This window comes from Oleiagrimonas sp. C23AA (genome assembly GCF_011759385.1).
GTDB lineage: Bacteria > Pseudomonadota > Gammaproteobacteria > Xanthomonadales > Rhodanobacteraceae > Oleiagrimonas.
On sequence record NZ_JAARLY010000015.1, the window covers coordinates 15633 to 27834 of the forward strand.

The window sequence follows — 12202 nt, forward strand, 5'->3', positions numbered from 1 at the left end:
CTCGCGCCGCTTCTCAATCGCCGATAAGGAAACAGCCCATGTGCGGAATCGTCGCCGCCGTCGCCCAGCGTGATGTCGCTCCGATCCTGATTGCCGGCCTGAAAGCGCTGGAATATCGCGGCTACGATTCGGCGGGCCTGGCCGTGATCGAGGACCAGGCGCTGCATCGCGTGCGTGCCACCGGCAAGGTGCGCGAGCTGGAGACGCGTTACCTCGACGCTCCTTTCGCCGGCGGCACCGGCATCGCACACACGCGCTGGGCCACCCATGGCGCACCCAACGAGGCCAATGCACATCCGCACGTGGCCGGCCGCGCGGTGGTGGTGCACAACGGCATCATCGAGAACCATGCCGATCTGCGTGACGCGCTGAAGGCGACCGGGCGCCGCTTCGATTCGGATACCGACACGGAAGTCATCGCGCATCTGGTCGACGCGGCGCTGCAGCAAGGGCTGCCGCTGCGCGAGGCCGTGCGCCAGAGTGTGGCGCGCCTGCATGGCGCTTATGCCATCGCCGTGCTCGACAGCGCCGATCCGGGGGTGGTGGTCGGTGCGCGCCGCGGCAGTCCGCTGGTGGTCGGCGTCGGCATTGGCGAGCACTTCCTGGCCTCCGATGTGCAGGCGCTGATCCAGGTGACACGCCAGGTCATCTATCTGGAAGAGAACGACCTGGTCGAGATCCGTCGTGAATCGGTACAGGTCTTCGGTCTGGATGGTGAGCCGCTCGAGCGTGCCGAGCATCGCAGCGAGCTGTCTTCCGATGCGGTCGAGCGGGGTGAATACCGCCACTACATGCAGAAGGAGATCTTCGAGCAGCCGCGCGCCGTGGCCGATACGCTGGAGGGACGTCTGGGTGATGACGGCGTGCTGCCCAATATCTTTGGCGTCGACGGCGATGCGCTGCTGGCGCGTGTGCGCGGGCTGCACATTGTTGCCTGCGGCACCAGCTACCACGCCGGTCTGGTGGCCAAGTACTGGATCGAGGCGCTGGCACGGTTGCCGGTGTCGGTGGAGGTGGCCAGCGAGTACCGCTATCGCAACGTGGTGGTACCCGAAGACACGCTGTTCGTGGCCATTTCGCAGTCCGGCGAAACCGCCGACACACTCTCGGCGTTGTGTGAGTCGGGCCAGCGCGGCTACCTGGGGACGCTGGGCATCTGCAACGTGCCCGAGTCGTCACTGGTACGCGAAGCCCATCTCAAGCTGATGACCCGAGCCGGCCCCGAGATCGGCGTCGCCTCGACCAAGGCGTTCACCACCCAGCTGACGGCGCTGGCGCTGCTGGCTCTGGAGCTGGGGCGCCAGCGCGGTCTGGATGCCGGCCGTCAGCGCGATCTGGTCGGCCAGCTGCAGCACCTGCCCCGCGCCCTGGAAAGTGCGCTCGCCTGCGAACCGGCCATCGAGGCGCTCGCCGAGCGCTTCGTGCATCGCCAGCACGCCCTGTTCCTTGGCCGTGGTGCGCAGTTCCCGGTGGCGCTGGAAGGTGCGCTCAAGCTCAAGGAAATTTCCTACATCCACGCCGAGGCCTACCCGGCCGGTGAACTCAAGCACGGTCCGCTGGCGCTGGTCGATGAAAACATGCCGGTAATCGCCGTGGCGCCCAACAACACGCTGCTGGACAAGCTCAGCTCCAACCTGCAGGAAGTACGTGCCCGCGGCGGCGAGCTTTACGTGCTGGCCGACGTCGACGCGGCGGTGGACATGCATGGCGAGGACGACAAGCGCGTGGACATCCACGGCGGCGGCAGTTTCATCGCGCCGATCGTGTTCACCGTCCCCTTGCAGCTGCTGGCTTACCACGTAGCCGTATTGCGTGGCACCGACGTTGATCAGCCGCGCAACCTGGCCAAGTCGGTGACAGTGGAATAGCACGAAAGCAAGAGCCGTTATGAATGGCAAGACTCGGTTTGTTCAGCCAATCGCACTACACTGGCAGGATGCCTAGCAGCCGTTGAGGCTGCGCGACCAACAGGATTTGCATGAAAGACGCCAGCAAGCTGGGCCTGGGTACCCGGGCCATCCACGCCGGCCAGACGCCCGACCCGTCCACCGGCGCGATCATGACGCCCATCTATGCGACCTCCACCTATGTGCAGGAGAGTCCGGGCAAACACAAAGGCTACGAATACTCGCGTTCGCAGAACCCGACGCGCATGGCCTACGAGCGTTGCGTGGCGGACCTGGAAGGCGGTGTGGCAGGTTTTGCCTTTGCCTCGGGTCTTGCTGCGGCCGCCACGGTGCTGGATCTGCTCGATTCGGGTAGCCACATCATCGCCATGGATGACCTTTACGGCGGCAGCTACCGTCTATTCGAGCGTGTGCGCCGCCGCTCGGCGGGCCTGGACTTCAGCTTTGTCGACTTGAATGACGAGCAGGCGCTGGCCGCCGCGCTCAGGTCCAACACTCGCATGATCTGGGCCGAGACGCCGACCAACCCCATGCTCAAGCTGGTCGACCTGGACAAGGTAGCCGCCTTCGCCAAAAAGCATGGGCTGATTCTGGTCACCGACAACACCTTCTGCTCGCCGATGGTGCAGCGTCCGCTGGAACATGGCGCGGACCTGGTGCTGCATTCGGCCACCAAGTATCTCAATGGGCATTCCGATATCGTCGGTGGCGTGGTCGTGGCCGGCAACCAGGAGCTGGCCGAACAGATGGGCTTCCTGCAGAACTCGGTGGGTGCCATCGCCGGGCCGTTCGATGCCTTCCTGGCCATGCGGGGCCTGAAGACCCTGCACCTTCGCATGCGCCAGCATTGCGAAAGCGCATTGGAGCTGGCGCGTTGGCTGGACACTCATCCGGCCATCGAACGGGTCATCTACCCGGGGCTGGAAAGCCATCCGCAGCACGAGTTGGCCAAGCGCCAGATGGAGGGCTTCGGCGGCATCATCAGCGTGGTGGTGAAGGGCGGCCTGGAAAAGGCCACGCAGATGCTCGAACGCTGTGAGCTGTTCGCACTGGCCGAGTCGCTTGGCGGCGTGGAAAGTCTCATCGAACATCCGGCCATCATGACCCACGCCTCGGTCCCCGCGGAGAATCGCGCGCGGCTCGGTATCAGTGATGGACTGGTGCGTCTGAGCGTGGGCGTGGAAAATATTCAGGATTTGCAGCGCGAACTGGACGCGAGTTTGGCCCCATGACACAGATGACCGTTGCGGCGACCGCGACCCGCCCTTCCTGGGGGACGCTGCTTCGCCGCGGGCTGGCCGATGTCTGGGCCGGCTTCAGCAATTACGAGATCTGGAGCAGTCTGGCCTGGCAGGAAATCCGTCAGCGCTACCGTCGCTCATTGTTGGGTCCATTCTGGATCACGCTCACCATGCTGGTGACCATCGGCGGCATGGGTCCGCTATACAGCATCCTGTTCAAGCTAGACCCCACCAACTTTTTGCCCTACCTCGCTCTGGGCATCATCACCTGGGGCCTGATCTCGCCCTTGATCCTGGAAGGTTGCACCACCTTCGTGGAATCCGACCGCCTGATCCGCTCGGTGAAGCTACCCTTGTCCACCTATGTGGCCAAGACGGTTTACAGCAACCTTCTTATTTTTCTGCACAACATCCTGGCCTTCGTGCCCATCATGTTGTTTTTCGGCATCGCGCCGCACTGGCGGTGGTTGATGGCCATTCCAGGAGTGATGCTGATCACTGTCGCAGCAGTGCCCGCTGGTTTCATTCTTGGCATCTTCTGTGCGCGTTTTCGCGACTTGCAGCCGATTGTCAGCAGCGTGGTGCAACTGGCGTTTTTTATGACGCCCATTTTCTGGAAGGCATCATTACTGGGCCCGCGTGAATACCTGGTCAACTTCAATCCGCTGTACCTGTTCATCGAGATGGTGCGCGGTCCGATCTATGGCTACATCCCGGGCATCAAGACCTATATTGGCGTGGGTCTGGTGATCGTGGTGTTGTATGCCGCCGCTCTGCCGCTGTTTTCCCGCTACCGCTCGCGTATTGCTTTCTGGGTCTGACTGTGACGCATATTTCCCTCCAAAACTGCGGACTTGCGCTCCCGGTTTACGGCACCAGCAACCGCTCGCTCAAAAAGATGGCGCTGGCAGCGGCCACTGGTGGACGCATTGCCGCCGAGAGTGGTCAGATCACGACGGTGCATGCGCTTCGCGACGTATCGCTGGAGATTCGTCCAGGCGACCGCGTCGGCCTGATTGGCCACAACGGTTCGGGCAAGACATCCTTGCTGCGTCTTCTCGGCGGGGTGTACGAACCCACGGCGGGGCGTGCGGAGATTGTCGGTCACGTCACCAGCCTGATCGATGTGACGCTGGGCATGGATTTCGAGGCCACCGGCTACGAGAACATCCGTTTGCGCGCGCTGATCATGGGCGTGCCCAAGAGCAAGATCAATGAACTGACTCCGCGTATTGTCGAGTTTTCCGGCCTGGGCGATTACCTCAGCATGCCGGTGCGCACCTACTCCAGCGGTATGGTGTTGCGGCTGGCGTTCTCCACGGTTACCTGCATGCAGCCGGAAATCCTGCTGATGGACGAGTGGATCAGTGTGGGTGACGACGAATTCGTCCAAAAAGCCGAGGCGCGCCTATCCGAAATCGTCGATAACGCCAGCATTCTGGTGCTGGCGTCACACAATAAGAAGATCATCGATGAGTTGTGCAATGTGAAGGTGCGCATGGAGCGCGGTCAGATTCTCGATATCCAGCGCACCGGCACCGATTGAGCGAACGATCCAGAAAAGGGGACACCATGGCGGACGATCGCCTGATCAGTGGCATTGTCACTTTCCACAAGGAGCGTGAGCTGGCCGTGCCGACGCTGCACTCCATCGAGCGCATGCGCTGTTTTCTGGAAAGCCACGGCTGGCAGATGGAGCTGGTGATGACGCTCGATGGCGATGACGCGGCCACCGAGCAGGCCGTGCTTGACCATCCGGCAGTGCGCCCCAGCGATGTGCTACATCGCATCCATGTCTCCGACCTGTCGCTCAGCCGCAATTACGCCATCGAGCGTGCCCGCGGTACGTATGTGGCAACGCTCGATGGCGACGACCTTTTCAGCGAGAACTGGATTCACGGCGCCGTGCAGCTGATTGAAGCCACGGGTCCGAAGACCATTGTTCACCCGGCGCTGCTGATTGCCTTCGGCGCCTGGACCGCCTACTGGTATCAGATCGACCAGACCGATGAGCGCTTTCTGCCCGAAAGCCTGATGTCGCTCAATCACTGGAACGCTTGCTCGGTGGCGCGGCGCGAGGTGTTTGTCCAGTGTCCCTATCAGTACGCCCGTGTCGGGGAGTCTGGCTTCGGTTTTGAGGATTGGCACTGGAACTGTGAAACCATCGCCCAGGGCTACACCCACCGCGTGGCCCCCAACACGTTCCGTCTTGAACGGCGCAAGGCCGAGGGCTCGCTCAATGTGGCCCATCAAAGTCATGCCGCCATTTTGCGACCGACTGCGTTCTTCGATTCGCTATGAGCCGAGCCTATCAACTGACCCGTGCCGTGTATCGCCTGGCCAGTCGCCAGCTGTTGCAGCGTCTGCCTGAGCGCTGGGAGTGGCGCATCCGCCGCTCCATGCTGGCCGCGGCGCATCGTTTTTTCCCCGGCAAAATCCAGGCGCGCAGCGTGGGTGAGTTCGTTGCCGGCGCGCCAGGTCAGCGTGGGTCCACCCGTTTACCCCAGTGGGCCGAGGACGAGGTGCGCGCTCAGCTCGAGTTCGAGCCGGCGCTGGCCAGTCTGGTCGGTGATCAGGCCGAACTGGAGCCGTATTTCATTCCCTGGGACAGCACCTACGTCGGCACGCGTTATGCCGCGGCGCGGCGACAGCTTCGTGGCGGCTATCAGGCGCTGGTGCTGGTCGATGGCTTGAGCGACTCATTGTGCCAGCGCATCCACGCCAGGTCCGAAGCGCCGTTCGCGGTAGTGGATGTCAGTGCCGACATGTCCACCACGTGCCATGAGGACACGTTCCCGCTCATCCGGCTGCCGGCTGAGCATCTGGACATGGCTGATCATTGTGCGGTGTTCGCGCGCCTGGTACTGCAGGTGCAGCCGGCCACCGTATGGCACGATGACAGTGCATTTGCCACTACATGCCTCAAGCGCCATGGTCTGGCCATGGCGGCGGTGTCCGAGCTCAAGCCACTGCAGGATTCCGCCATATCCCGGGCGGCCAATTGACCAAGGGAATGGCGGTGTCTTGGATATGGGGTCCGCGCTGCCACCAAAAGTGACAGGAACTTCTTATGAGTCAAGCGTGTGATCCGCGCCTTACCATGGTGCTGGTACTGGGCATGCATCGCAGCGGTACCTCGGCCGTGGCCGGCATGCTGTCGATGCTTGGTGTCGATTTCAGCGAAAACCTGATTCCGCCTGCCGAGGACAATCCCAAGGGATTCTTCGAGCACGCCGATCTGTGGCAGCTCGACCAGCATCTGCTGGAGGCGCTGGATTCGGACTGGGATGATCCGGCAGCGTTGCCCGCGTCCTGGGACCAAACCCCGGCGTCGGATGAGCTTCGTTCCAAAGCCGGCGAGGTGCTCGCCCGGGATTTTGCAGGCGCGCCCGTCAATGGCATCAAGGATCCTCGCATGTGCCGGCTCATGCCACTCTGGCGGCCGTTGCTGAGCGGACAGGGTTTTGACACCCGCGTGGTGCTGGCGCTTCGGCATCCGGCCGAAGTTATCGCGTCGCTGGTTCGTCGCGATCAGTTGAATCCGGAGCATGCCGCCTGGGTGTGGCTGCGACATACCCTGGAATCGGAGCGCGATACACGCGGTCTGCCGCGGGCAGTGATCGATTACAGCCAGGTGCTGGACGACTGGCGCGCTCAGGCACAATCCATCGCGCAGGCGCTCGATCTGCACTGGCCGCGACCAGCCGATGAAGCCGCTGGTGATGTCGACGCTTTCCTTGAATCGTCACTACGCCATCACCGCAGGCAGTCCGCACTGAATCTTCCCGAGCCCCTGCATGGCTGGGTCGAGCGCGTCTACGCCGCGCTGCATCACGCCGAGGGGGTTCACACGGACGAGCTTGATGCCGTACGCGCAGAGATGGGCGCGTTGGACCAGCGCACAAGTGGCATGGCCGCCACCATGCACCGCCTGCGCTCGCGCATCCGCAAGCTTGATGCCGACGCGCGCTATCACCTGGGGCAGGTGCACGAGCTGCAGGCCGGCAACACCTACCTGCTCCAGCAGCGCGATCAATTGAAGCAGGGCAACACGTATCTCAAGCAGCAGCAGGGCGAACTGCAGCAGGGCAACGCCTATCTGCGCAAAGAGTTGGACGCGCATATCGAAGCGCTTCAGGAAGCTCAGGCCGGTCTGCGCTATCTGGAAGGCGAGGTGGCCAGCAAAGCGCTGGCGCTGGATGACCTGCAGTCGCAGCTGGCCTCTGTCGCGGCTGAGCGCGATGAAGTCACCGGCTACAAGGACCATCTGGAGGCTACCCTGGAGGCCGTTTACACCTCGCGCTCGTGGCGGGTTACCCGTCCCATGCGCGGTGCCGTTCGCCTGTTGAAGCATTTGCGTGCCGGCTCGTCTCCCTCGACACAGATCACCTCCACCGGCCTTGAGCCGGCCGCAGAGCCTGTCTCTCGTGCCGAACTGTCATGGGACCAAGCCTTGCAGCGTACCGAGCAGGCGTTCGCCGATGCCACCGGGCCGCGCATTCTCATTGTCACGCCAGATATTCAGGGCCCCATCCGTAACGGCGGTATCGGTACCGCCTTCAAGGCGCTGGCGCAGACCCTGGCCGAAGCCGGTCACGCCGTGACCATTCTCTATACCCTGGGTGATCACTGTGAAGGCACCGAGGGCGTAGAGCATTGGGTTTATCGCTATGCCTGCGAGGGTATTCGCTTCCAGCCCATCCGTCTGGAAGAGGGCCAGCCGCATCTGGATGCGCCTCATCACTGCTGGCGCGCCTATCGTGTTTACCTGTGGCTGCGCGAGCATCAGCAGCAGTTTGATCTGGCCTACTTTCCGGAGTGGAAGGGCGAGGCCTACTACGCGCTGCAGTCCAAGCGCCTGGGGCTGGATTTTGCCGATCTGCGCATGATGGTGGTCACGCACAGCTCCACCACCTGGGCCGAGTCGGGCAATTTCCTGGTGCCAGAAAAATTCGATGATCTGGTGCTTGAGTACATGGAGCGCCGTTCCACCGAAATGGCCGATGCGGTCATCAGCCCCAGCCAGTACATGATCGACTGGACGCGCCAGCGCGGCTGGCAGCTGCCCGATCAGGTGCACGTCATCCAGAACCTGATGCCCGATGGTTTGGAGGCACCGGCCGAAAGTGTCTCGGCGCCCATCACCGAGTGGGTGTTCTTCGGCCGGCTGGAGCGTCGCAAGGGCCTGTTCATTTTCCTGGACGCGCTCAAGCGGGTGCCGGCCGACAGGCGCCAGCGTATCCGCGTCACCTTCCTGGGCAAGGCGATCCAGTCCGAGCAGTTCGATTCGCTGGCCGCCATCGGTGAGCGCCTGCACGATTGGCCGCATCCGCCGCGCATCATTGCCGATCACGATCGCGATCAGGCGCTGGCCTATCTGCAGCAGCCCGGCCGCGTCGCCATCATCGCCTCGCTGGTCGAAAACTCGCCCTACACGGTGCTGGAGTGCGTACTCAAGCGCATCCCGTTCATTGCCGCCGATGTCGGCGGCATTGCCGAGCTGATCCATGCCGACGACCGCGAGCGGGCCATGTTCAAGCCCACGCCGGCCAGTCTGGCGCAGACGCTGCTGGCGGTGGAAGGCCATCGCTACGCCCCACCGCGCCCGGCCATGCCGGCCGCACAGACGCGTGATCAATGGCTTGGCCTGCAACAACAGCTGCTCGACCAGGTGCCGGCGCTCGCCATCGATCCGCTGGGGCCAGAGCAGGGGCCGCATATCACTGTGTGCCTGGTGCACTACGAGCGCCCGGACATGCTGGCCCAGGCCGTCGATTCCTTGCGCCGGCAAACCTATCGGCACTTCGATGTGGTGCTGGTCGACGATGGCAGCACCTCGCAGGCCGCAGTGGCCTACCTGGACTCGCTGACCATGGAATTTGGCTGGCGTGGCTGGCGCATCGTGCGCCAGGCCAACGCCTACCTGGGCGCGGCGCGCAATACCGCGGTGCGCCATGCGCGTGGCGAGTACGTGCTGTTCATGGACGATGACAACATCGCCAAGCCGCACGAGCTGGCCACCTTCGCGCGCGCCGCGCAGCACAGCGGCGCCGATATCCTGACCACGGTCAGCGATGTGTTTTCCGATGCCGACCGGCCGGTGCCGCCCACCGAGAGCCGCCAATTGTGGATTCCGCTGGGCAATGCCACCGGGCTGGGCGTGTTCCGCAATGTGTTCGGTGATGCCAACGCGCTGGTGCGACGTTCGGTGTTCCAGGCGCTGGGGGGCTTTACCGAGGATTACGGCATCGGCCACGAGGACTGGGAGTTCTTCGCCCGCGCGTGTCTTGCCGGACACAGCCTGTACCTGGTGCCCGAGCCGCTGTTCTGGTATCGCGTCAACGCCGACAGCATGTTGCGGGCCGGCCAGGCCGATACCAATTACGCACGCAGCGTGCGCCCGTACTGGGAGGCGCCGGATAATGGCGTGGGTGCCGCACTGGCCCTGGCCTCGCACATGCAGCGTCGCCCTCCCGTGGTGGCCGGGCCGCACGATGTGGCGCCGCCGCCAAGGCCCGCGTTGTCACGGCGCCTGTTCATTGCCGTCACCGCACCGCTGCGGCCCGACGTGCGGCGGCGCTTTGTCGATATCCTGAACAAGGAAGGCCCGCGCGCGCTGATTTCGCGTGGCCTCCGGTATATTGGGCTGCGTCGCGGCCACTAGATGGCGCGGGCTCACATTCATAAGGTATGCGCATGCACACTGTGTTTCGTCATTCTTGTTCCCGCCGTGTGGCCATGCTGGCCGCGCTGGCGCTTTTTGCCGCTCTGTCGGGGTGTGCCAGCACGCCGTCCTCGTCGCAGGCCGGCACGCCGCAGGTCACGCGCCTCACCCAGCAGCAGTTTCCGGCCACGCAAACCGTGGACGTGTTGCGCGAGGCCCCCAGCCGCGCCTACACCAGGCTGGCCCAGCTGACCATCACCGATCCTACCGGCAGCGCCAGTAGTGCCCAGCTTATTGCTCAGCTCAGCGCCAGCGCGCAAGCCATGGGCGCCAACGCTCTGGTCGTGGAAAGCGTCGACAACAGCGGCAGCGACAGCTCACCCAGCTTCAATCCGTCTGGCGGCCAGATGCAGTCCGGCAGCGGTGTGGGTGCGCTCACAGTGAAGGCGTTGGCCATCCGCTACAGCCAGTAAACCCAGGGTGCCGCATGGCGCCCATGCAACTTGTTCGCTCCGGGGCGGTCGCTAGAATGACCCGCTTCGGATCGCGGGACCGCCAGCCGGTCCCGCTTGCGTATCCGACATTATCTTTGCGCGGCCGTTTTCACCTTGGCGTTGCCCCGCATCCGTGACCTGCCACTGGAGGCCACCTGTTCATGTTTTTGCCCTTGCTCGACCCGGCTCTTGTCCAGCACCAGCACAACCCGCCCGCGCAGCACGCGCCGACGCCGCAACAGCAGGCCGAGCGCGCGCGCGTGCTGCACTTGGACGCGCCGGCCATTACCGCGACCAGCCACGGTTATCATTACACCGTGCGCGGCAATACCCTGCTCGATGCGCAGTACATCAAGGATGTCATCACGCGCAGCCCCTCGCCGCGCGACGCCGTTGGCGCGCTCAAAAAGGCCTACGCCGCCAAGGGCTACTTCCTGGCCGCCATCGTCGGCCGATCCAAGGGCAACCAGGTGCGCATCCAGGTGGTGCAGGGCCGCCTGACCCATGTCGATGGCCCCAAGGGACTGGCACGCTTTTTCACCGGTCTGAAGGGTGATGACCGCGTGCGCAACACCGACGTGATCCGCCAGAGCACACTGGCCCAGCAATATGCCGCCACCAACGGCCAGCTGCCGCAGATCAGCTTCAAGCCCGCGCCGGAAGTGGGTGGCAGCACCATGGATATCGGCACCAAGCCGTTGAAGAACGCGCGCTGGTGGGGTGGCAGTTTCACCACCGGCAACTTCGGCAACCGCTACGCCGGTCATTACCTGGCGCAGTTGCAGGGTTACGCCCGCCACGATGGCTTCACCCTGCAGGCCACGCGCACCCGCGCGCTCACCGGCCTGGACAAGAACACCGCCGGTGCCTATTACGCGGCCACCAGCGCCAACCTGAGCTGGGTCACGCCGCTGGGTACCTATCAGCTGGATGACTCGTTCACCAAGTTCAAGCTGGGCAAGGCCTTTGCACCGCTGTACCCGTTGGGCCACATCCATGTCTATGGCATCTCCGGGCAGCAGCTGCTGTATGCCGATGACAGCACCCGCTGGACCACCAGCGAGGGCTGGCACCACATTCGCGATCGCGAGAGCGTGTTCAACGGCATCTACTCGCTGCACGACCAGAAATACATGGTGTTCGATGGCAGCACCACCTACGCCAAGCGTTTCGGTGGCCTGTTCAAGCATGCTGCCAGCATCAGCCTGACCGGTGGCATCAAGTTGGGTGGCTCGCGTGGCGACAGTGGTCTTGCGCCCCAGACGGGCGCGCCTACCGGTCACTTCCAGATCTATACCGCCAGCGCCGAGCTCACCCAGTCGCTGCCGTACGATTTCAACACCCAGCTGTCGCTCAGCGGACAGGCTTCCACGGACACCCTGCCCAGCTACGAGCAGTGGGTGCTGGGTGGCGTCAACAACCTGACCGCCTACTTGCCGGGCACCATCGTCGGCGATCGCGGCTACCTGGGGCGTTTCACCGTCAATGGTCCGCAATGGGCGTTCTGGGGACTGCGTGCGCGCCCCAGCGTGTTTACCGAGTACGGCGCCACGCGTTATTCGTTCATCGCCCAGGGCGCACCCAAGTGGCAAAGCCTGGGTGACATCGGCGCTGGCCTGCAGCTTTCCGCGCCCGGCGCGCACACCAGCGCCCTGCTGGCATGGGCCCGTCCCATGACCTCCAAGAACGTTGCTGCCACCACGCGCAGCGGTCAGCGCGCGCACCTGTTCGTGTATCTGCAGGTGGGCTTCTGATCGTGGTGATACACGGGTAATGTGACGTAGCGCACAAAAAAAGCGGGCTCATGTGAACTGACCCCATAAAGTTGGACAGTTGAAGCGGCTAAGCCACCAAGGGCTGGGTTCTGTACTGCACAGGACTCAGCCCTTTCAGTTT

General features: G+C 63.6%; 9 protein-coding genes. All 9 read left to right on the forward strand.

The features are described from left to right. The first annotated feature begins 38 nt into the window (after positions 1–38). The 9 genes from glmS to HBF24_RS17065 all read left to right on the forward strand — a co-directional run bounded on the left by glmS (position 39) and on the right by HBF24_RS17065 (position 12060). Positions 39–1868 (forward strand): glutamine--fructose-6-phosphate transaminase (isomerizing), encoded by a 1830-nt coding sequence (glmS, locus tag HBF24_RS17025; RefSeq protein ID WP_167175840.1) that lies wholly within the window; start codon positions 39–41, stop codon positions 1866–1868. A 110-nt stretch (positions 1869–1978) separates the two neighbouring features. Continuing rightward, the gene (locus HBF24_RS17030) at positions 1979–3139 is read left to right on the forward strand and encodes a PLP-dependent aspartate aminotransferase family protein (RefSeq protein WP_167175843.1); all 1161 of its coding nucleotides are present in this window, start codon (positions 1979–1981) and stop codon (positions 3137–3139) included. Next, entirely contained in the window at positions 3136–3969 is an 834-nt protein-coding gene (locus HBF24_RS17035) for an ABC transporter permease (RefSeq protein ID WP_240922656.1), read from the forward strand. Before HBF24_RS17030 ends, HBF24_RS17035 begins: the two co-directional genes overlap by 4 nt. A 77-nt stretch (positions 3970–4046) precedes the next feature. After that, positions 4047–4694 (forward strand): ABC transporter ATP-binding protein, encoded by a 648-nt coding sequence (locus HBF24_RS17040; protein ID WP_206064409.1) that lies wholly within the window; start codon positions 4047–4049, stop codon positions 4692–4694. A 26-nt stretch (positions 4695–4720) separates the two neighbouring features. Next, on the forward strand, positions 4721–5449 hold the full coding sequence (locus HBF24_RS17045) for a glycosyltransferase (protein WP_167175849.1): 729 nt from the start codon (positions 4721–4723) through the stop codon (positions 5447–5449). Continuing rightward, complete coding sequence (locus HBF24_RS17050) at positions 5446–6153, forward strand: hypothetical protein (protein WP_167175853.1); 708 nt, start codon at positions 5446–5448, stop codon at positions 6151–6153. The genes HBF24_RS17045 and HBF24_RS17050 overlap by 4 nt, the downstream gene beginning before the upstream one ends. Before the next feature lie 65 nt (positions 6154–6218). Further along, positions 6219–9812 carry a glycosyltransferase gene (locus HBF24_RS17055; protein WP_167175856.1) on the forward strand — a complete coding sequence of 1198 codons (3594 nt, stop codon included), beginning with the start codon at positions 6219–6221 and terminating at the stop codon, positions 9810–9812. 32 nt (positions 9813–9844) lie between these two features. Further along, positions 9845–10285, forward strand: coding sequence for a hypothetical protein (locus HBF24_RS17060; protein ID WP_167175859.1), 441 nt, complete (start codon positions 9845–9847; stop codon positions 10283–10285). A gap of 182 nt (positions 10286–10467) precedes the next feature. Further along, positions 10468–12060 carry a ShlB/FhaC/HecB family hemolysin secretion/activation protein gene (locus HBF24_RS17065; RefSeq protein WP_167175862.1) on the forward strand — a complete coding sequence of 531 codons (1593 nt, stop codon included), beginning with the start codon at positions 10468–10470 and terminating at the stop codon, positions 12058–12060. Positions 12061–12202: the final 142 nt, after the last annotated feature.